Annotated in this window: 18 protein-coding genes; 7 read left to right on the top strand and 11 right to left on the bottom strand. The window is 45.2% G+C overall.

What is annotated here, in order from left to right:
- Positions 1-328: 328 nt before the first annotated feature.
- On the top strand, positions 329-1,615 hold the full coding sequence (locus AXE82_RS06665) for a replication-associated recombination protein A (RefSeq protein WP_062332834.1): 1,287 nt from the start codon (positions 329-331) through the stop codon (positions 1,613-1,615).
- Between the two features lie 38 nt (positions 1,616-1,653).
- On the opposite strand, the gene AXE82_RS06670 is transcribed toward AXE82_RS06665, so the two are convergent.
- Positions 1,654-2,307, bottom strand: coding sequence for a BLUF domain-containing protein (locus tag AXE82_RS06670; RefSeq protein ID WP_062332838.1), 654 nt, complete (start codon positions 2,305-2,307; stop codon positions 1,654-1,656).
- 446 nt (positions 2,308-2,753) lie between these two features.
- On the opposite strand from AXE82_RS06670, the gene ribBA reads away from it, so the two are divergent.
- Positions 2,754-3,869 (top strand): bifunctional 3,4-dihydroxy-2-butanone-4-phosphate synthase/GTP cyclohydrolase II, encoded by a 1,116-nt coding sequence (ribBA, locus tag AXE82_RS06675; RefSeq protein WP_062332841.1) that lies wholly within the window; start codon positions 2,754-2,756, stop codon positions 3,867-3,869.
- A gap of 95 nt (positions 3,870-3,964) precedes the next feature.
- Here ribBA and AXE82_RS06680 read toward each other — a convergent pair whose 3' ends face one another.
- Together AXE82_RS06680 and AXE82_RS06685 are read right to left on the bottom strand one after the other, a co-directional pair.
- Positions 3,965-4,438, bottom strand: a complete 474-nt coding sequence (locus AXE82_RS06680; protein ID WP_062332843.1) for an acyl-CoA thioesterase — start codon at positions 4,436-4,438, stop codon at positions 3,965-3,967.
- Between the two features lie 54 nt (positions 4,439-4,492).
- The gene (locus AXE82_RS06685; protein WP_227713372.1) at positions 4,493-5,467 is read right to left on the bottom strand and encodes an acyl-CoA thioesterase; all 975 of its coding nucleotides are present in this window, start codon (positions 5,465-5,467) and stop codon (positions 4,493-4,495) included.
- Between the two features lie 185 nt (positions 5,468-5,652).
- On the opposite strand from AXE82_RS06685, the gene plsB reads away from it, so the two are divergent.
- Complete coding sequence (plsB, locus tag AXE82_RS06690) at positions 5,653-8,388, top strand: glycerol-3-phosphate 1-O-acyltransferase PlsB (protein ID WP_062332846.1); 2,736 nt, start codon at positions 5,653-5,655, stop codon at positions 8,386-8,388.
- 61 nt (positions 8,389-8,449) lie between these two features.
- Here plsB and AXE82_RS06695 read toward each other — a convergent pair whose 3' ends face one another.
- Together AXE82_RS06695 and argS are read right to left on the bottom strand one after the other, a co-directional pair.
- A complete protein-coding gene (locus AXE82_RS06695; protein ID WP_062332849.1) occupies positions 8,450-9,175 on the bottom strand; it encodes an SPOR domain-containing protein in 726 nt (241 codons plus the stop codon).
- 62 nt (positions 9,176-9,237) lie between these two features.
- Positions 9,238-11,055: an arginine--tRNA ligase gene (gene argS, locus AXE82_RS06700; protein ID WP_062332851.1), complete on the bottom strand. Its 1,818-nt coding sequence runs from the start codon at positions 11,053-11,055 to the stop codon at positions 9,238-9,240.
- Positions 11,056-11,321: 266 nt separating this feature from the next.
- Here argS and AXE82_RS06705 point away from each other — a divergent pair, with 266 nt between their 5' ends.
- The gene (locus AXE82_RS06705; protein WP_007117392.1) at positions 11,322-11,540 is read left to right on the top strand and encodes a DUF2788 domain-containing protein; all 219 of its coding nucleotides are present in this window, start codon (positions 11,322-11,324) and stop codon (positions 11,538-11,540) included.
- 79 nt (positions 11,541-11,619) lie between these two features.
- Here the strand turns inward: AXE82_RS06705 and cmoB are convergent, their stop codons facing one another.
- Together cmoB and cmoA are read right to left on the bottom strand one after the other, a co-directional pair.
- On the bottom strand, positions 11,620-12,675 hold the full coding sequence (gene cmoB, locus AXE82_RS06710; protein ID WP_062334845.1) for a tRNA 5-methoxyuridine(34)/uridine 5-oxyacetic acid(34) synthase CmoB: 1,056 nt from the start codon (positions 12,673-12,675) through the stop codon (positions 11,620-11,622).
- 45 nt (positions 12,676-12,720) lie between these two features.
- The gene (cmoA, locus tag AXE82_RS06715; RefSeq protein ID WP_062332854.1) at positions 12,721-13,494 is read right to left on the bottom strand and encodes a carboxy-S-adenosyl-L-methionine synthase CmoA; all 774 of its coding nucleotides are present in this window, start codon (positions 13,492-13,494) and stop codon (positions 12,721-12,723) included.
- Positions 13,495-13,748: 254 nt separating this feature from the next.
- Between cmoA and msrA the strand changes: the two genes are divergently transcribed.
- Together msrA and AXE82_RS06725 are read left to right on the top strand one after the other, a co-directional pair.
- Entirely contained in the window at positions 13,749-14,279 is a 531-nt protein-coding gene (gene msrA / locus AXE82_RS06720) for a peptide-methionine (S)-S-oxide reductase MsrA (RefSeq protein ID WP_062332856.1), read from the top strand.
- A gap of 276 nt (positions 14,280-14,555) precedes the next feature.
- Positions 14,556-15,941, top strand: a complete 1,386-nt coding sequence (locus AXE82_RS06725) for a lytic murein transglycosylase (RefSeq protein WP_062332860.1) — start codon at positions 14,556-14,558, stop codon at positions 15,939-15,941.
- A 173-nt stretch (positions 15,942-16,114) separates the two neighbouring features.
- On the opposite strand, the gene AXE82_RS06730 is transcribed toward AXE82_RS06725, so the two are convergent.
- From AXE82_RS06730 to AXE82_RS06745, 4 genes are all read right to left on the bottom strand, one after another.
- Complete coding sequence (locus tag AXE82_RS06730; protein WP_050325181.1) at positions 16,115-16,375, bottom strand: hypothetical protein; 261 nt, start codon at positions 16,373-16,375, stop codon at positions 16,115-16,117.
- Between the two features lie 199 nt (positions 16,376-16,574).
- The gene (locus tag AXE82_RS06735) at positions 16,575-17,582 is read right to left on the bottom strand and encodes a DUF4062 domain-containing protein (RefSeq protein WP_062332863.1); all 1,008 of its coding nucleotides are present in this window, start codon (positions 17,580-17,582) and stop codon (positions 16,575-16,577) included.
- Between the two features lie 127 nt (positions 17,583-17,709).
- Positions 17,710-18,579, bottom strand: coding sequence for a glutamate racemase (murI, locus tag AXE82_RS06740; RefSeq protein ID WP_062332867.1), 870 nt, complete (start codon positions 18,577-18,579; stop codon positions 17,710-17,712).
- Positions 18,580-18,769: 190 nt separating this feature from the next.
- The gene (locus tag AXE82_RS06745) at positions 18,770-19,489 is read right to left on the bottom strand and encodes a DUF1285 domain-containing protein (RefSeq protein WP_062332870.1); all 720 of its coding nucleotides are present in this window, start codon (positions 19,487-19,489) and stop codon (positions 18,770-18,772) included.
- A 547-nt stretch (positions 19,490-20,036) separates the two neighbouring features.
- On the opposite strand from AXE82_RS06745, the gene AXE82_RS06750 reads away from it, so the two are divergent.
- Complete coding sequence (locus AXE82_RS06750) at positions 20,037-21,698, top strand: electron transfer flavoprotein-ubiquinone oxidoreductase (RefSeq protein ID WP_062332873.1); 1,662 nt, start codon at positions 20,037-20,039, stop codon at positions 21,696-21,698.
- The last annotated feature ends 186 nt before the right edge of the window (positions 21,699-21,884 follow it).

Raw genomic sequence — 21,884 nt, forward strand, 5'->3', positions numbered from 1 at the left:
AAAAGAAAAAAATGACCCGTCAATCTACACTTGTCATATTAACAATATTGTAGTTTTTTTAAAAATATGGCTCATTAAGCCTCACATCATTACTGTTTATTTTTATTTAACAAAGTAAAAATATTTCTCAATCCAAGTAGTCACACAAATCAAACAAGTTAGCTTACCGCTGTCATTTAAGGATGCTAAAATTCTTAAAAAACCCTCATTGTTTTTGGTGCAGTTACTTTTACCAAATAAGTACCGCACTTAGCTACAATCCCAATTTAAAAAATAGTGAAATCGCTGAAGACCTTCGACTAAGTAATCCAGTTAAACTTATACCTTAATGATGAATCAACTCGCTCAAATCCCCCTTGCCCAACGTGTCCGCCCAAAATCGCTTGACGAGGTGATCGGACAAACCCACTTGCTCGGTGCCAATGCACCGATTCGCCGTATTGTTGAGCAAGGTTACTTGCCATCGATTATTTTGCATGGGGAAGCAGGCATTGGCAAAACCACCCTAGCCATGCTATTAGCCGATGCGGTGGGTCGTCCTTTTCGCCCGCTCTCGGCTATCAATGCAGGGGTCAAAGAGCTGCGTGAAGTACTGGCAAAAGATGACGGTTTGTTTGGCGAGCCGCCGGTAGTATTTGTCGATGAGATTCATCGGTTTAACAAAGCCCAGCAAGACGCACTCCTCGGCGCGGTTGAGTCAGGGGATATTACTTTAATCGGTGCGACCACCGAAAACCCCTCGTTTAGTGTCAACAATGCGCTATTGTCCCGTTGCCAAGTATATCGGCTCAACCCCTTGAGCGAAGATGAAATCAGCCAAGTACTACAACGTGCCATTGACGATGATGCAGTTTTTAAACAACTTAAAATTGAAATACAATCAAGCCAAGCGATTTTTGCGCTATCGCAAGGCGATGCGCGTAAGGCGTTAAATTTACTTGAACTCGCCATTCAATCAAGCCCCAATTTTAAGCAAGGCAGTCAGTCACCGATTGTGGTGACTGATGACAATGTCATCGCGGTCGCAGGTGCAAGCCTGGTACGCTACGACAAATCGGGTGATGGCCATTATGACCTAGTGTCAGCGATGATTAAGTCAGTCCGCGGCAGTGACCCTGATGCGGCACTGTATTGGATGGCGCGGATGCTGACAGCGGGCGAAGACCCTGCCTTTATTGCGCGGCGGTTGGTGATTTTGGCAAGTGAAGATATCGGACTTGCCAATCCCAATGCGTTACTACTTGCCGATACCGCCCTGCGAAGTGTGCAGAGCATCGGTATGCCTGAAGCGCGAATTATTTTGGGGCAAGCGGTGGTGTATTTGGCGACATCGCCGAAGTCCAATTCTAGTTATCAGGCCATCAATAAAGCGATGCGACTGGCAGAAAATGACCAATCGCCTGTACCGCTACATTTGCGTAATGGCGTCACCAAGCTGATGCGCGCCGAAGGTTATGGTGCCAATTATGTCTATCCGCATGACTACCCCAACCATTACCACCCACAGCAGTATCTGCCTGATAATTTACTGGGCACGCGGTTGTTTGACTTTGCTGATAATGCCAAAGAACAGCAAACCTATGCCTTTATACAGTGGTTAAAGGGCAGTGGTTAAAAAGCAGTGGCTAAACGGCAATCACTGAAGAGCGATGATTAAAGCGCGGCGGCTAAAAAACCCCTCAAAGCAGACAACGGATGATTTAGCGCAGCCAAATGAACCCTATTCTGTAATACCCAGTATATCACCAGCAATAAAAACACCAATAAAAACCCAAGCTGAATCCACAAAAAATAGCGATGCTTAAAGCCCAATCGGCGCAGCGTGGCATGGCTATAACTGCCCTTATCAAAGTTGGTATGTTGATGCCTTTGCCATTTGCCCGAACGATAATAGTTTTCTACATCCGCAAGCAACCTTGGTACACTGGCGCTATCAAATTGCGCAGTTTCAAAATAGTCTAGCAGGGGGCTGATATCATCGACATCATCCATATCATTGACGCTATCTAAATTGATGCAGTGCATTTTCCAGTGCCCAAACAGCGCATTGGGCGCCTGTCCCTGTCCAATAACGTGAATATTTTTGTGTCTTTTATCGGCTTTGATTTTGTTAAATAGTTGGGTGATAGTGCACTCACTACCTTCCATATATTGTAGAAATTTGCCTTGCTTGAGAAATAGTACGCTATTGACATTTGCCTGGGTGTTGCGCGCGACTGACTGACGATAGATATCAGGCAACGTCATCGTATGCAAACTTGCTTGTAAGGTAATTTTGCTCGTGTAGATAAGATAAAAGACTGACATCACAGTATCCTTAGATAAATAAATCGGTTAGACGTCTATGACTTTTTAATAGCGTTTTCTTCAAACGTATTAAGAATGTAATTTTTATTAATCATTAAGTAATAATATACCAGTTTTTTTTAATTTTTGCTCAAAAATTATACAAAATCACCAATTTTTGTTAGTTTTTTAAACTAATTTATCCGCATGTTTTATCTGCGTGCGCTACCAGCGCATATGGTTATCAATATTTCGCTGCTTAGACTCACTGAGTTGATGCTATAATAGCGACCTAATAAAAAATGGGCGCCCATAATAGCTTTACCCAGTCTGATGAGGTGATTGTTAAGGTTGGTTTGGACAATAGTTTGAACAATACTAGCTGATAGCGCTTATTTTCTTTCCCTATTTGTTAATCAGTTTTTTAATCAATGTTATTTTAATAAATCGCTAACAAAGGCACTTTTATGGCATTTAATACAACGGCAGAAATTATCGATGACATCCGTGCAGGCAAAATGGTCGTTTTGATGGATGATGAAGACCGTGAAAACGAAGGCGACTTGGTGATGGCAGCCACCCATGTACGCCCAGAAGATATTAACTTTATGATTACCCATGCGCGTGGCTTGGTGTGTTTGACCATCACCGCTGACCGCAGTGAACAGCTCAATTTACCGCTCATGTCGGATAAAAATGGCGCTAAATTTAGCACCAACTTCACGGTATCGATTGAAGCGGCAGAAGGGGTCACCACAGGTATCTCAGCAGCGGATCGCGCCAGAACCATCCAAACAGCAGTGTCATCGACTGCCAAACCAGAAGACATCGTACAACCGGGACATGTATTCCCAATCGTGGCACAAAATGGCGGTGTGCTACACCGTGCCGGTCATACTGAAGCGGGCTGTGACCTAACACGCTTGGCAGGACTTGAACCTGCGGCAGTGATTTGTGAAATTATCAAAGAAGATGGCGAAATGGCGCGCCGTGATGACCTAGAGATTTTTGCCAAAGAACATGGCTTAAAAATCGGCACCATCGCCGATTTGATTAATTACCGTATTGCCAATGAGCAAACGGTAGAAATGGTTGCGACCTATCCGATGCAAACTGAGTTTGGTGAGTTTACAGCTTATCGTTTTAAAGAAAAAAATTCCGAGGATACCCATTTGGCACTGGTCAAGGGCAACCCACAAGAAGGCGTGAGCACTGTGCGGGTGCATAGCTTCCAGCCATTGCGCGATTTATTCACTGTGCAGCTACCCAACAGCGGTAAGAGTAACTGGGATATCCATGCCTCACTCAAAGAAATTAGCCAATCAGAGCGTGGCGTGTTTGTCTGGATTGGGCATCAGCAAGCGATTGATATGGGCGAAGCGCTCGATAACTTTGTCGCTGACAAACCCAACTCACCGCTTAAACACCAACCTTACCGCAGCATTGGGGTTGGCTCACAGATTTTACGTTATCTGGGCGTGCGTGATATGCGTTTGCTGTCATCACCGCTTAAATTCAACGCGTTATCAGGATTTGACCTAAACTTGGTGGAAACCGTTGCCAACCCCGACCACAAAGCGTGATTCTTGAGATAGCCATTTATCAGACCAAAAAGCCACAAGCATTGCAGCTTGTGGCTTTTTTTAACAAGTTTATTAACAATGAAATTTAGTAACAGTTAAACCGTATGACTTTCTAACTCGGTAAGTTGTTGGCGCTGACCATCAGAAATCGGTTGTTTGTTTTTGCCGGTTTGGTCAAAAAATACAATGACGGACGATGCGGTGGCGACGACTTTTTGCTGGGCCGTGCTAAAGTAAACATAGTCATGAGTTAGACTGGTATTGCCTATTTTTTTGGCACGAATGCCAATCCACAGCACATCGGGGAAAGTGACCGAATTTAAATACTGGCAAGATGACGAAGCAATCACGGTATGGGTTTGTAAGTTAAACATATCGACTTGTTCAAGGTAGTGGATACGCGCGCGCTGGGCATAGTCGTAATACACCACGTTATTGACGTGCTTGAACGCATCCATATCACCCCATTCCACTTTTTGCTCATAGATAACAGCAAAGCCTTTTAATGGGTGATTGTCTTGTTGGGCGATGTCCTGGCGAGTGGCATCACTCATTGGGGGATTGGACATATTTTTCTCTCTCATACGGTTACTGTTTAAAACAAGGTAAAAATTATTGAATCACTAGCGCAGTCGCATTAGCCCTTGCTGCTGGGTTGTGGCGACCAATTTGCCATTTTGCCAAAATTGACCGTGGTTTAGGCTTTTTGACTGTGACGTGGTATCGCACCACATGTTGTAGAGTAACCAATCATTCATATCAAATGGGCGGTGAAAATGCATACTGTGGTCGATACTTGCTGCTTGCAAGCCTTTAGTCATAAAGCTAATCCCGTGTGGCATCAGCCCCGTGCCAATCAAATAAAAATCAGAAGAAAATGCGAGCAGTGCTTGTTGCACTTGAATTGACTGTTTACCCAGCTGCGGAATACGCAGCCAATTAGCTTGGCTAGGTTCCATGATTTTTGGATGAATGGGGTCACGCGGCTGTATCGGTTTGATTTCGATATGACGATGGCGCATAAAGCGAGCTTTTAGGGCATCGGGGATTTTGCCTACCACTTGGTCTTTAAGCTGTTGCTCGGTCAGCAGCGTGTCCGGACTTGGAAAATTCGGCATGGTTTCTTGGTACTCAAGCCCTTCTTCAAACGGTGAAAAAGACGCCATCATAGTAAAAATTATGCTCGGTTGGTTATCGTCATCATATTGGCGTGCTGTTACTTGACGTGAAGCAAGGCTACGACCATCACGTAATTTCTCGACTTGGTAATATACAGGCTTATTGATATCGCCACCGCGCAAAAAATAGCCATGAAATGAGTGGCAAGGTTTAAAATGCTCCACAGTATGGCTGGCTGCCATCAATGCTTGTCCCAGTACTTGCCCACCAAAAATACGCGCGCCGACATAATCGTGGCTTTGCCCAATAAATACATTGTCTTGATACGGCACGAGGGTTAAGGTTTCTAATAACTGCGTGACTAATTGTTGCCAAATCGCTTGCTGCTCAAGCTGCTGCGTTACGGCTGTTACCGGCACCTGTGGTTGGTGAGTGATATCAATGGTATGGGTACGGTGCATATCTGGTTGGTTTGACATAGACACTCTTATGATTAACGTTATTTTTGGGTAGATAAAATGGATTAAAGTCACTCATTATACAAGAATTTTTGCGTGATAAGGTTTAGAAATTCATCAATCTATGGCATGATAAGACATATTTTAAACCTTGTATTTATCTTTAAAAAACTTACGAAAAAACTCACGCAATCACTAGGCATACTATGAATCACGTAGGGAAAAATTCAGGCACTACCGAAGCGAACAACAAAGGTACCCATCCTGCTGCGACCCCGCTATTAAAAAATCTATACCGACAAGTCTCTGGCAAACTCTTGGGGCTCGCCGTCAAACCCAAACTTATCGGCGACATCCCCAATATTAGCCAAGCTAGCACCGATGTTAGCGATGATAAGCTAGCGCCAGCAGGCGATAGCGGCACCTCAAGCCAGCGACTCACCTTTTATGTGCTCAAAGAATATTCTCGTAGCAACAGTATTTTAATTGACCTAGAAACCAAACAATACAACCTACCCCCTGCCCTAGCCAATGTCATCGATCGGGCGCATGGTATTGATGAAAATACCGCAATGATTTTTTTGCATCACCATAAAACAGAAAAACTGTCTGATAACAACCCTGTATTCTCACCTCGCCTATTACGTTTGATTGAAGCCGTCGAGCGATACCCAACGCTAAAAATTGATTTTATCCCTGTCACTATCTTGTGGGGTCGCGCGCCAGAAAAAGAAGATTCGCTGTTTAACCTCCTCACGGCTGATGAATGGCAAGTACCCAGCATCAGCAAACAGCTATTTAATATCGGGGTCAAAGGGCGAGATACCTATGTGCAGTTTCACTCACCCAAAGATTTGCGTGCCATCATCGAAGATGAGATTGGCAAAAACCCTGCGCTGCAATCAGATAGCCTGATATCCACTGATGCTGCTAGTAACGACCGCCAGCATTTACACACCGTCGCTGCACAGGTACAGCAGCGTTTAGAAGGTTATCTGGATAAACAACAAGAAGCCATCTTGGGACCTGACTTATCAGACCGTCGCAACGTGGTCGATAAAATTCTGTATACCCCTGCCATTCAGCACGCCATCAATATCGATAGCAAAGAAAACTCGCGTGAACTCGCCAAAAGCCGCAAACTCGCTCGTAGTTATTTAAATGAGATAGCCAGTGATTACTCGTATGCAACCGTGCGCTTTTTTGACCGCTTTTTGACCTGGCTATGGACACAGTTGTATGACGGGGTTGAAGTGGCGCACTTTGAGCGGGTACGCGAACTGGCATCCGACTATGAAATCATCTATGTGCCTTGCCACCGCAGTCACATGGACTATCTGTTGCTGTCATACGTGATTTATAAACGTGGGTTACGGGTGCCCTACGTTGCTGCAGGCGAGAACCTAAACATCCCCGTGCTAGGTCAAATATTACGCAATGGCGGTGCTTTCTTTATGCGTCGCAGTTTTAAAGGCAATCCGCTTTACTCTGCGGTGTTTCGTGAATACGTGCATAGTATGCTGATACGCAACACGCCGATTGAGTACTTCATCGAAGGCGGCCGCTCGCGCTCAGGTCGCTTGTTACCGCCCAAAAAAGGAATGTTAGCGATGACGGTACAAAGCCATCTACGCCAAGCGGGCAAACCGATTGTCTTTATCCCGACCTACATCGGTTATGAACGTATTATGGAAGGCGGCACTTATATAGGCGAGCTTAAAGGTAAGCCCAAAGAATCTGAGTCGCTACTCGGTCTGTTAAAAGCCAGCCGAAAAATCGAGCGTATCTTTGGTCATGTGCACGTCAGTTTTGGTCAGCCGCTGTATCTAGCTGATTTTATGAAAAAATTTGACGTTGCCCCAAACACCCTACCCAAAGACCGTACCGATAGTGATATGCCTGCCAATGTCACTCACATGATTGACAATTTGAGCATCAAAATCATGCAGCGTATCAACAGCTCTGCGGTGCTTAACCCAGTCAATTTGCTAGCTTTGGTGTTGCTTGATACGCCCCATGGCGCACTTGATGAGCAAAGCTGTCGTGAACAGTTGGCGCTGTATCAACGTATCGCCGAAAAAATCCCGTATGATGATGATGTGTCCATCACCCAGCAAAGCCCAGAAGCCATTATTAACTATGGCGTCAAGCTTAAACTCATCGAGCGCACCCCACATGTACTCGGTGACTTGATTCGTATTGCGGACGGTCAAGCGCCGCTACTGAGCTATTTTCGCAACAATATTTTGCATATTTATATCATCGCGTCACTGTGCGCATCATTGATACAGCGTAATGGTACCATGAGCCTAAACACCATTGAGCGGGTGGTGGGTATCATGTATCCCTTCTTGCAAGCAGAGTTGTTTTTGAAATACCCACTGCGCACCCTAAATGACACTTTGCGTGAGCATATCGACACTTTGGTCGAAGAAAACATCATCGTGGACAAAGGGGTGAATGCGGACGGTCATCGTATGCTGACCACGCCAGAGCCGAATACCCGTAGCTATCAGCAGTTGACAGTACTTGCCAACTCAGTTGAGCAGAGTCTAGAGCGCTACTTTATGGTACTTGCGCTGCTGAGTCAGCAAGGCTCAGGCAAACTCACCAAAGAGCAAGTGATTGATTTGGGTCATCTGCTCGGTCAGCGTCTATCGGTGCTATATGAAGATGATATGCCAGATTTCTTTGACCGTGCCTTGTTTACTAGCTTTATGGATGCGCTAGAGCGTCTTGGTTATATTACGGTGTCGGCCAGCGGGGTGATTGAGTTTGATGCGCGCATTCATACTATGGCAAAAAGCGCGCGATTTATCCTTAATATGGACGTGATGCATATCTTACAGCAAATTTCACAACTGACTGATGAGGAAATCAAACGCACCTTGACTGAACTGCAAAACAAAAAACAACGCAAATTTAGTCGTAAAAAAGCTTAATTCTACCGAACAATAAAAAACCGTGTTGCGATAACACGGTTTTTTTTGCCTGCAAATCAGCCTAGCGGCGCTGCTCGACAATCAGTGAATCAATGCGGCTATTTTGTAGTTGACGCTGGGCTTGTGCCGCCATCTCTGGGCTACTCATCGGGCGCGAGATAACTTGATAGACGGTTTGGTCATTGTTTAAGCGTTTTTTGACGATTTGGGCATCCACCCCTGCCATTAGCACTTCAGCACGGCGTTTATCGGCATCATCGGCATTATCAAAACTATTGATTTGCAAGATATAAGTCCGCGTAGGCTCTTCATTGCCAATGACAATGGCATCGGCACTGCTTGTGTCATCGGAAGTACTGCTAGTGTCTACCGTGCTATTGTTGGCTGAAGTGCGTGGTTTGGTACCGTTATCATCAGACAACAAAGGATTATCGACCACGCTGACATTCGCAGATTTTGGCGCACTGGCGCTGTCAGCTTGGGTCAACACCACATCAGGCTGCGCCGAGACTGGCTGGCTGGCAGCGGCCTCGTCGGGGACAGCACTAACCTGTTGTTCTTTGAGCAAGTCATAGAACTCGTAGTTATTGGTTTTGGGTTTGTCTTGCACCTTTGGCTGCACCATCGGCGCTTCATCGCTGCTCGTGGTTTTGCCTTGGTTAAATGGATTCCACAAATAAACAAACAGACCAATCCCCACGGTCAATATCATGCCCACCAACATGGCAGCAAAAAACGACATCGTGCTTGGCGCTTTACGCGGGGTCGCTCCTTTGGGTCTTGCCATCATCATCTCCTACGACATGGGATACGGTAATACTACAGCGTTTTTAGCGTATCTTAATCATATCACATACTGGTTGGTGCCGTTAATCCAAGCAAAATTAAGCCATTTTGAATCACTTGGCGTACCGATTTTGATAACCGCAGACGTGCTTGCATCAAGTCCAGCTCATCTTGGGTCGGGGTTTCGCCATCTTTGGGCAAGATACGGTTGTCGTTGTACCAACCGTGGAACAAGCTTGCCAAATCTTTGAGGTAATTGGTCAATAAATGCGGCTCATAATTAACGGCAGCACGGCGTAGCACTTCAGGGTAAGAAGCCAGTAAGCTCAATAAATCCGTTTCAACAGGTTGGGTCAACAGATGCTGGTGGGCTTTGCCGGCTTTGTCATCGACTTTGATACCGCGCTCTTCAGTACGCTCAAGCACACGGCAAATACGCGCATGGGCATATTGAATATAATACACCGCATTATCTTTGGTATGCGATTTGGCAAGCTCTAAGTCAAAGTCAATGTGCTGCTCAGGCTTGCGCGCGACATAATAAAAGCGCGCGGCATCATTGCCGACTTCTTGACGCAGTTCACGTAAGGTCACAAACTGACCTGAGCGTGATGACATCTGGATTTGCTCTGTACCGCGCCATAGGGTGACAAACTGCACCAAAATCACATCCATACGCTGGGCATCGTAGCCCATCGCCGTCAATGCCGCTTTCACCCGTTTGATGTAGCCGTGGTGGTCTGAGCCCCATACATCAATAATTTTGTCATAGCCGCGGTCAAGCTTGTCTTTGTGGTAGGCGATATCCGAGGCAAAATAAGTAAATTGACCATTGGCACGGCGGACAACACGGTCTTTTTCATCGCCAAATTCGGTGGATTTAAACCACAAATTACCGTCTTTTTGGTATAAAAACCCTCGCTGCTCTAATAATTCCAAAGCAGGCACAATGGCATCTTGGATGGATTTTTCGCTAAACCATTGGTCAAAATGGACATTAAAATCCGCCAAATCATCTTGGATATCTGCCAAGATGGTACTAAGTGCAGCTTCATGAAAAATCTGATAATTATCGCCCAAATTGGCTTTGGCATTGGCAATCAGTCCGTCAATATGGGCTTCTTTATCACCTGAGACACATACTTTTTCGCCGTTGGCATCGATTTGGTACTGGGCATCGGCAGGTACATTGAGCAGCATATGTTCCCAGGCGGTTTTTAGGCTATCGCCATGCTGTTTTTTGATGGGTTTGGCAATATCTTTGACATAATCGCCTTGGTAGGCATTGGTGGGGAATACAATTGGCTCACCGCACAGCTCAAGGTAGCGCAAATAGGTACTGGTTGCCAAAATATCCATCTGACGACCCGCATCATTGACATAATACTCCCGCCCGACTTGGTAGCCAACCGCCTCTAGTAAATTGGCCACGCTCATGCCAAACGCAGCGCCGCGACCATGCCCCACGTGCAGGCTTGAGGTTGGATTGGCAGAGACAAACTCAACTTGGATTTTTTGACCGGCAAATTCTTCGGATGTACCAAAGTCGCCTTTCTGCTCCATAATGGTGTCTAAGATAGCAAAACGCGCGTTATCATCTAAGAAAAAGTTAATAAACCCCGGTCCTGCGATCTCAACTTTGCTAATCATGTCCGAGGCAGGCAACATCGCCACGATGGTTTGCGCCAGTTCACGTGGGTTTTTCTTGGCAGTCTTGGCAGCTATCATCGCAAGGTTACTGGCAAAATCGCCGTGCGCTTGGTCTTTAGTGCGGCTGATGGTGCTGTTATCAACCCAATCGATTGGCAAAATTTGCTGTTGTTTTAGTGATTCCACCACTAATGCTAAGGCTTGCGAAATGACGGGTTGTTGTTCTGACATGGAAATTCTCTTTGTTGGCTCACAGGTTTTGTTGCAGGGTTGATAGCTAAAAAAGCACGATAAATCAATGAATCACCATCAATTTGACGCTATCACTCGCTCATAATCAATGGGCATGGATTTTGGCGTTCAATATACCAATTTTTGATGATTTTTTCATTATAATCCTGTCAAAAGATACATGCTATTACAAGGAAACGCGGTTTTTTGGCGTATAATACGGGCTAAAATTTTGTAATATCTGATGACAATCATAGGATAATAACATGTTTGTTTTAGTCTCTAGTGAGTTAATCACCAAACTTGGCATGTATGTGCTGCTGCCTATCTTTATCGCGTTTTTATTTTTTATCATGTACGATATTTCAAAGAAAAACAATGCCGGCAAACAAGGCACATTTTGGATTTTTTTGGCACTGGGCGGTGGTTTTTTTGGTTTTCTTATCAAAATGGTCTTGGAGTGGTACTTTAGTAGGACACTTTAAACTCCCCTACGCTAAACTTTACTAGCCTAAAACGCCATTACCCCAAACTGCATTACCCTTGTTACTTGTTCATCTACCGTTACGGTCGTTTGGCTATCATCACCGCACGGGTCGGGCGCTGATAGCCCTCGATGGTTTTGCTGCTATCCTTGGGGTCAAGAAAATCGCTTAAAGATTGATAATCCATCCAGTCGGTTTTGCGTTGTTCATCCGTCGATGTCACATCCACATCGACACAGCGCACCGCCACAAAGCCTACTTTGTACAGCCATAGCGACAGTGCCGCAACTGACGGGATAAAATACACGTTATTCATCTGTGCATAACGCTCACTTGGTACTAGCACGGATGTCGCATCCCCTTCAATCACCAAGGTTTCTAGTACCAATTCTCCGCCTTTTGCTAACTGATGGTATAATTGCTCAAGATGCTCAAACGGTGACGCGCGGTGATACAGCACGCCCATACTAAACACGGTATGAAACAGCCCTGCTTGCCCGCTAGTCAAGCTAGGATTGGGCAAGGCTTCAAGCGGTACGGGTACATAGTGCACCCTGTTGCGTCCAAAATCGTTACGGTCAGCGTCTCTGACGAAATGCCGAATCGCCATAAACTGGTGATAAAACAGGCAGGATGGGTCAATCACAATCACCGTGCTTGCCCCTGCGCCCGCCATACGCCAGCCGTGATAACCAGAACCGCCACCCACGTCTAGCACGCGTTTGCCGTGAAGTGGGCTGATATGCGGCAACACCCTATCCCATTTCCAATCACTGCGCCATTCGGTATCAATATGGATTTGCAGGTCATCTCGACCCAGTAAGAAACCGCCTTTGCGCCACGGCATCAGACGTTTGAGTAGTGCATGAGTTTGCTTGTATTCACTGTCTTGCCAATCAAATGCTGCGGTGATACAGGGTTGATTCAACGCTACTTGCGCGTTGCCAACCACGGGCAAGCGCTCAATGAGCGATTGATAAAATGGCGCATGGGCGTAGCGTGATTTGTCTTTGATGGTAGCCAGCCAGTTGGGCAACCGGGCAAGCCATTCATTGGCAACTGGGTATTTTTCCGCCAATTGCAGCAAGGTAAGATAGACGTCGGTTTCGGCAGTTTTGATGGTAGCATTCATGATTGACTCTTTTAGGATTGACAGGTCTTCATTGTTTAACGGCAATCATCACTTAAACGCAATAATCGACGCGAAGTTTAAAAACTGAAACCACGTCAAATGGCGGTCAAACCCCACCGTTGCTAGACGCTGATGATGAAAATCGAGGGTATCGGTGATAAGCACATTCTCTAGCGCATTGCGTTTACCACTGATTTCCATCTCGCTATAGCCATTGGCGCGTTTAAAATCATAATACCGCTCAACGCGCCAGGCATCGTCCGCTTCATCGAGCAAATGGGTTTTTTCGGTCAAAATCAAAATACCGCCTTCAACCAACGCATCATAACAGCGTTTGAGTAACAGCTCGCGCTTGTCAGGGGATAAAAACTGCAAGGTTAAATTAAGCACAATCATATCGCACCGCTCAAACGCCACCTCACACACATCAGCGCAAATCAGCTCGATATCATGTTCAGGATAATGCTGCATTAGTACACTTTGCGCTTTGGCAATCATTGGCTCTGAGATATCAATGGCTTTGATTTGCAAATCTTGCGGCGCAAACTCGCCTGCGAGCGCAAAACTCACCGCCCCGAGTGAACAGCCCAAATCATAGACGCGGCTGACTTTATTGCCGTCGCTATTGGTTTGGCGAAACTGACAATGGCGTTTGGCAAAAATCGGCAACATGGCGAGCATCTGCCCATACCCAGGCACACTACGGCGAATCATATCGGGAAAACAAGCCACCACTTGCTCATCAAAGCTAAACCGCGCATGGGTATCTAGCGGCGTGGTAAATAACGTATCGAGGGGTGGTTTGGCTTGGGGCTGACTCATGCGGCTGACTCACTATGGCTGATTGAGCGTTACTAAGGCTTATTATCGCTGACAGTTTTATCATCGCTTCAACAATGAAACGCTTAAGAAACGCTTAAACTGCCAGGTTTTTAGATAGCGGAAACTTGGTTTACATTGCCTAACTTGAATGACCAGTAAACTTTGCTATTCTAACATTTTCACCCGTTTTACTTTTAATAATTTATTTTAACCCTTATATCAAACCAATGAAATAACCATAAAAAGGTACTATTATGCAAACGATTATTTTAGGTGGTGGCTGTTTTTGGTGTACCGAATCCGTATTTAGCCATGTCAAAGGTGTGATCGATGTCACCTCAGGCTATATGGGCGGTGATGAAGTAACCGCCAATTACAAAGCCGTCTGTGGCGGCGATACCGGTCATATCGAAGTGATTAAAGTCGATTTTGATGAGACCATTATTCCGCTTGAGACGGTATTAGATATTTTCTTTGCCACCCATGATCCAACGACACAAGACCGTCAAGGTAATGATGTCGGCAGACAATATGCCTCTGTGGTGTTTTACACCGATGAAGCGCAGCAAAAACCGACCATTGACCGTGTGATTGGTAAGCTTCGCGATGAGCAGGGCATCAAGGTGGTGACCGAAGTGCATCCTGCTGCGCAGTTTTTCCCTGCCGAAGACTACCACCAAGATTATTACGCCAACAACCCGACCCAAAGCTATTGCAACTTTGTGATTCCGCCCAAGCTTGCCAAGCTTAAACAATATTTTAGCGGTTTTATGATTGAACAATAACGCGTATTGTTATTTTATTGATACTTTGTTAATACCTTAGTGATACTTATTAATCCTTTCAAAATTGGGCTTTACCGCGTTAATGCCCAATTTTTTTGCGTTCAATAATTAAACTTACCACAACCGTGCAAAAATTAACGCGTTATCACCCAATGTGAAAAAATGTAATTAAATGCATTTACTCCTTTCACTAAGCAAGCTTTTTTTATACCCTTGACCTAGTCAAAATTCATCCCGTTTGTTGATGTTTTTATCTGCCACTATTCAAGGTTTTTTATGCGTTTACTTCCGATTTTTATGGCGCTGGCAGGCGTGGCGATGATTAGCCAAGCCAATGCCGCACCGACACCGCCTAATCTTAGCAATGCCCAGTTTCAACAGTGTTTATCCAATCTCAAAAACAGCAGCACCTTTCGCGGTGTAGCCAGCACCTTAGAACAATATCGCCCAAGTGAGCCTGACCCTAGTGTGATTGTCTCACTCAACTATCAACCTGAGTTTCAAAAAGAAGTGTGGGACTATCTCTCAGGTCTGGTCGATGAAGAACGTGTGCAAGACGGTATCAATGCCAAAAACCAACTGCAAAGCACGCTAAGCCGCATCGAGCAGCGCTATGGCGTGAAAGGGACGGATGTACTTGGCGTCTGGGGGGTAGAGTCGAACTTTGGTAAGCAGCTGGGTAAAAAAGACTTAATCCAGTCGTTAGCGACCTTGTCTTGCTTTGACCGTCGTCAGTCGTACTTTCGCACGGAATACGCCAATGCGCTGCGTATCTTGCAAAATGGTGATATCCGCCGTGATGATATGACTGGCTCATGGGCAGGGGCGTTTGGGCAAACCCAGTTTATGCCAAGTACCTTTTTACGCTTGGCGCAAGATTTTGATGGTGATGGACGTAAAGATTTGGTCAACAGCCAAGCTGATGCGCTCGCGTCAACGGCCAATTTCTTGGATAAAGCAGGTTATCGCACCGGCGAACCTTGGGGGTTTGAGGTCAAGTTGCCTGCAGGGTTTTGGGCAGATAGCAACCGCAAAGCCAAAAAACCGATGAGCTACTGGCGCAGTCAAGGTCTGACCCTTGCCAATGGTCAGCCGCTACCCTCTAGCCTTGATAGTGCAGGATTGCTATTACCTGCGGGCATTAAAGGTCCTGCGTTTTTAGTGGGTAAAAACTTCGATGCGTTTTATAGTTACAATGCGTCAGAGAACTACGCGCTAGCGATTGCGCATTTGTCCGATATGATTAGCCAAAACCGTACTAGCAATGTCGGCTTTGTCACACCTTGGCCCACAGATGATGCCGGTATTAGTCGCCGTCAAGCCCGTGAAATCCAGCAAGCACTGCTTAATCGTGGGTATGATATTGGTCAAGTCGATGGCATGATTGGCGATAAAACGCGCTATGCCATTCAAGATTTTCAGCGTCAGCAAGGTGTCAACCCTGATGGTCGGGCGGGTATGAAACTCTACCGTATGCTAATGACTCAGCCAGGCAATGGTCAGTATCCAGCCCAATACCCGACCCAAACGCCCGTTCGATACCAGTCTGTACCGAATTCAACCGTTACTGCCAGTCCGACTAAAGTGGTACGCGATGCCAATGGTCGCACGAGTTACTATCGTATCGATAATGGGCAAGGTGGGGTGACAACGCCTCAGTGATTTAAACGTTAGGCATTGAAACCTTAAATGATTTAACCCTGAGGTATTTAAGACTTAGTCATTTAAAATGTTCATCAATTTTTTATCCCCAAACAAAAAACCCTTAATGTCACCATTAAGGGTTTTTTGTTGATAGTGACACGGTTTTGTTAATATCCGCGCATTGTACAACCTTATACAATAGGTGGCGGGGTGGGCTCTTCACCATCATCCATTTGGATTGGTTTGACTTCGCCTTTTGAATTGCTGCCCCAATTGTCCTCTTCGTCTTCATCCCATTTTTTGAAGTTATCGCGTGGGTTGATGCCACGGCGTTTCATGTCTTCGACTTGCTCTTCAAGGGTGCGAAACTGCTGCGCTTCGTGCATGGTGTCTTCAAGTTGGTTGATTTTGTTTTCAAGCTCGTCTGCTTGTTGGGTCACATGATTGCTCATAATTTTATCCTCTTTTATCCTCTTTTATCATCAATGTTATCGTTATGAGATTATCATAACACAAACAAATGTGACGCTAGTTAGCAGGTCTGTATAATATTATCATGACATGAGTAAATCATGGCTTGGTGAAAGCTGATATAAAATTTGGGTAAAATACTGAGATAAAACACTAAAAATGCGTGTTAAAAACGACAGATTAAGCTTGTACAATAATGTTAATCTGCCACAGCTCGCGGATACTTCGCTCTTCTTTGACGGAGACCAACCATTGTTTTTTCACCAGTTGGCTTTTGATCCATTGATAATCGATATTGCTGATTTGACAGCGAGAGACGGCATGGATTTTGGGTGAGATTTTGAGCGCTTCTGCCATCGCCGCATCTTTGAGGGCATCATTAATTTGGGTCAACATCATATTACTGGTAAACGGCTGCGGTAATGCTTGTAGCATTTGCACAATATTGCCCAAGCTAAAGGTATAAGCTGCGCTGATTTCTTGCAAGTTGCCGCCTTCAAACGCGTGTGCGGTGTAATTGACCAATAACCCTTCATTGAGCGCTTTTGGCGTGACTTGGGTAGGTCTGGCTTCAAGTTCAGGCGGCTTTTGATCGCGCTCTAGACTACTGGCAGTTAAGGCGGGTTGCACACTATTACGGATATGAAATCGATCCGAGACAAACACCGACTTTAAATCACTACTAGCGCCTGTCGGTAGCGTCCTTAATGGATGGGTGTCTTTGACCCAACCTGATCGCGGAAACTTGTCTTTGATTTCCTCAAGCATTCGCACACAGTCTGGCACGCCATCATGGGTCTGATCGAAGTAAATTGCCCGCGAACCTTGCTCTTTAATCACCAAATTAAACAGATCCAACCGTTGACGTAATAGCTCATGTTGGCTTGGTTGGGTATTGACCAACGCAATCATCGGCACCCGTTTTGAAGACGCATAGATATAAGATAAGTGCAGATAACTGACACCTGATAGGCTTAAATGACCGTAATCATTGCCCAAAATAAAAATCATATAATCACATTGGTCGATTTGTTGGCGGCTGTATTCAACAAAATTGGTATGGGTCGCAAGCAAATCCCAAGTCAAAAAATAATCTGTCGATAGCGCATACTCTAGCGCGTTCTCTAAGTTGACATTTTCATTTCTCACCAAAGAGATATGAATATGATAACGTTTCTTTTGAGACATGCTATCTTCTCCATAACGCTCTAATGAACGCAATTAATTAAAAAAGTAAAGGGTTAAAAGCTGAATCGTTAAAAGTTAAATCGTTAAAAGCTAAAAGGGTAAAAGCCATGCCGACTAACCAACAAGCTCAATTCACTGCACGATGTTGAGTCACACACAAGGTAAAAAAATCAATCCCCAACTCTGGCAAAAACCGCTGCAACAAACGCGTTGCCGCCTGCTCAGTAGTGGGTAAGTTGGCGGTGGCATAAAACTGTAATCGCGGTCGCTCTTTATGAGAGGCAAGCTGATTGGCTTGCTCAAGCAAATCATATACGCGTTTGGCAATGGCATCGCCCGAATCAATCAATGCCACTTTACGCATAGCTTGGCGGGTCATCAGCTCGTCGATAAGCTGTGCCAAATAGGCTTTAAAAAAAGGAAAATGGGTACAGCCCAGTACCAATTGGTCTACTTTTTTATCCTGTAACTCACTTAGCAAGTGATCTAAATCAGTCACGGCTGGGTGATGGTTTGGCATACCCAATTCCACCCAAGGCACTAGACTGTTAAAGCTATATTTGTGGACAGTCACTTGCTGCGGTTTGGCGACTTGTTCAATAACTTCATTGAGTAAATACCCGTGCAAGGTCGCTGGGGTTGCCAACACCGCGACTTGCTTGGTCATCGACTGCATCACTGCAGGTTTTAATGCAGGGACTAAACCGACAATCGGTACTTGAGGATACCGCCGCCTTGCCGCCTGTAATCCATGCGCAGAGGCACTATTGCAAGCTATCACAATGAGCTTACAGCCTTGCGAGTGTAGCCATGCCACTGCCTGCAGCGTAAGTTCACGAATCTCTGCTTCACTGCGTGAGCCATAGGGTACATGCAGGGTATCGGCAAGATAGATATAACGTTCAAATGGCAAGCGTCGCTGCAAATGGGTCAATACCGACAATCCGCCCAACCCAGAATCAAATACGCCTATCGGCGCGCTTGCTAATTCTACCATAGCCTACTCAGTCCAACTCGCAGGGTGTTGCTATTTTAAACCGCAAAATAATCGCCTACCCATAAAATAGACCACTATCTTATACCAATTTTTAGGTACTCACTACAAAAAAAATGCGGGGCCGAATTTGACAGCCCATTCGTCACTTTACTTGCTCAAAACTTATCAACAGTTTGGTTAACGCTGAGACTTATGCGCTCATGGTCAAGGTAAAAGTGCTATCACCACTGTGCAAAATCAATGACGTCCCCTCTTCACCCTCTACCAACTCACCCAACTTAATCAAATGGTAAAACACATTGCGATGAATGAGTCCGTATAATGCTGAGTCACCATTTTGGCGAACCAATAAATAAGGCTGGCTGGCTTGTTTTTGCTGTAAACCAGCATCTTGCTGGGTAGCATGGGTAAATGGCAGACCCAAACGGATCGGATGCTGCTCATCAGCAATCACCACATCGCCTTGCGTGGTGGTGAACTGCAACACCGGTTTGCTAGTATCGCCAAATTGCTGGCTAATGACGTCCACTTGATTCACTAGCAGTGGCGCGTCTTCTACTTGGATTTGCCATTTTTCCACAGGGGTTTTTAAAAAATACCGAACCTGGTGGTTGTCATCAACCTCTGACCACAACACTTTGGCAAACAGATCAATGAGTAGCGGACGGGTGATTTGACTGCCTTCATGCCACCACTCGCCATTGGCTTTGACCACCATATCCATCGCACCGCTGAGTTTGGGTTGCCATTTTTCAAGCGGTGGAATTTGGCGTGTCGCATGATTTGCGGTTGCTAGCGCTTGCGAAGTGACCGATTGCTCGATTTGTTGGCTTAGCTCGCTTATATCAAAGCTAGTATCAAAATTAACATCAAAACTCGGTTTAGACGCTACAGTATCATTATTAGTCATTTTATAGCTCGTATTATGGTAGTTTTTATTTAGATTAGTATTTAGCGTATTGTATGGGTTTATGAATGCCATGATGCGCTGTGTTGACATCACTTTGTGGTACATAGTAGTCAATTCAACGCTGGGTTTCAAATAGTCGCTGTTAGTACCTGTGTCGATTTATTGTATATAAAAGTGATAGCTCGCATAATATAAGCCAGATTAGATACGATAAATTAAGCCCGGCAGTCATTTTCTGCTGCAAAATTATTAGGTGGTTAAACAGTTAATCTATTATACTAAGTAGTATTTTTTCTGAATTCATATAACGAATCATTATATGTTAAAATCAAGAAAACCATTGATAACATTGCCAGCCTGTGCCAGCAATTATTTGATGAACTGATAATCAAAGGCTAACCTTCCCAATCACTAGCCTTGCAAAAATCATCGTGATGTAACTTATGTGTATTGTCAGGTATAAGCTGAAGAACCGCATGGTTTAACCTAATGCGCACAAGTTTAAGTAAGTTGTCATCACTGAATTTTATTTTTCTAAGGAGTTTGTATGCAAGACATCGAACGCGAGCAAATGGAGTTTGACGTAGTTATCGTGGGTGGCGGACCTTCAGGTCTATCTGCGGCAATTCGTCTACGTCAACTTGCCATTGCTGCTGGCAATCCTGATTTTAGCGTGTGTATCGTTGAAAAAGGGTCAGAATTTGGTGCCCATATCTTATCAGGTGCGGTCATGGAGCCTAATGCACTGACTGAACTGATTCCTGATTGGAAAGAAAAAGGTGCGCCCGTTCGCGTGCAAACCAAAGGTGACCGCGTCTACATGCTCAAAAATGAGACCAAATACCGCGAATTGCCAGAAAAAATCGTCCCAAGCTTGATGCACAACCATGGCAATTACATTATCTCATTGGGTAACCTTGTACGTTGGTTAGCCACCCAAGCCGAAGAGCTTGAAGTGATGATGTTCCCAGGTTTTTCTGCCGCTGAAATTCTCTACAACGAAGATGGTTCTGTTCGTGGCGTATTGACGGGTGACATGGGCGTCAATGCCGAAGGTCAACCAAAACCAGGCTATGAGCCAGGCTATGAGCTACTGGCAAAATATACCATTTTTGCTGAAGGTTGCCGTGGTCACTTAGGTAAACGCTTAATCAGCCGTTTTAATCTATCAGAAGGCAAAGACCCACAGCACTACGGGATTGGCTTAAAAGAGCTTTGGGAAATTGACCCTGCCAAACACCAAGAAGGCATGGTGCTGCACGGTTCAGGTTGGCCGCTTAGCGATACGCATAGTAACGGTGGTTGGTGGTTATACTTTGATGAAAACAACCAAGTGTCATTTGGTATGGTGATTGACTTGTCTTATCACAACCCTTACCTATCGCCATTTGATGAGTTACAACGTCTAAAAACCCACCCGCTCATTCGCAATATTTTAGAAGGCGGTAAACGCTTATCTTACGGTGCGCGTGCCTTGACCAAAGGCGGTTTAAACTCATTACCAAAACTGTATTTTGCCGGCGGTGTATTAGTGGGTGACGATGCAGGTTTCCTAAACCCAGCAAAAATCAAAGGGACTCATACCGCCATCAAATCAGGTATGTTAGCCGCTGAAGCCGTGTATGAAGCGATTGCTGCCGGTCGTCAGCATGACGAAGTGCCAACTTATGAGCAAAAATTCAAAGCCTCCTGGCTCTACAACGACATGTACCAAGCGCGTAACTTCGCAAATGCGATGCACCGCATGGGTATCTGGATGGGCGGTGCGTTCAACTTCCTAGAGCAAAATATATTTAAGGGTAAAATGCCACTGACTATTCGTGACACAATGCCAGACTACTATGTGCTTGAGCGCGCAGACCACGCTTATATCCCTGAGTATCCAAAGCCCGATGGTAAGCTGACCTTTGATAAATTATCTTCCGTGTTTATCTCCAATACCAACCACGCTGAAGATCAACCGTGTCACCTAAAATTAACCGATCCAGAGGTGCCAATTAAGCGTAACCTCAAAATCTTTGCTGAGCCAGCACAGCGTTATTGCCCAGCAGGGGTATATGAAGTGGTACAAAGTGACAGCGGCGCAAAATTTGTAATCAACTCACAAAACTGTGTGCACTGTAAAACTTGTGATATCAAAGACCCCTCACAAAATATCACGTGGGTCACGCCAGAAGGCGGTGGTGGTCCAAACTACCCAAATATGTAATGATTTATCAAAAAAAGCCGCTAACGTTAGCGGTTTTTTTATTGGGTTTTGTCAAAGTTGTTTAAACCAAATAATGGCACTTTAGCAAGTTCTGCGACGTTGATTACAAAAAACGGTGACGATTAACGCAGATTGGCTCTGACTGGGTATCTTTAAGCAAATTGTGAATTAGCGACTGCTGGTCAG

The sequence above is a fragment of the Moraxella osloensis genome (assembly GCF_001553955.1).
GTDB classification, from domain to species: Bacteria; Pseudomonadota; Gammaproteobacteria; order Pseudomonadales; family Moraxellaceae; genus Faucicola; species Faucicola osloensis.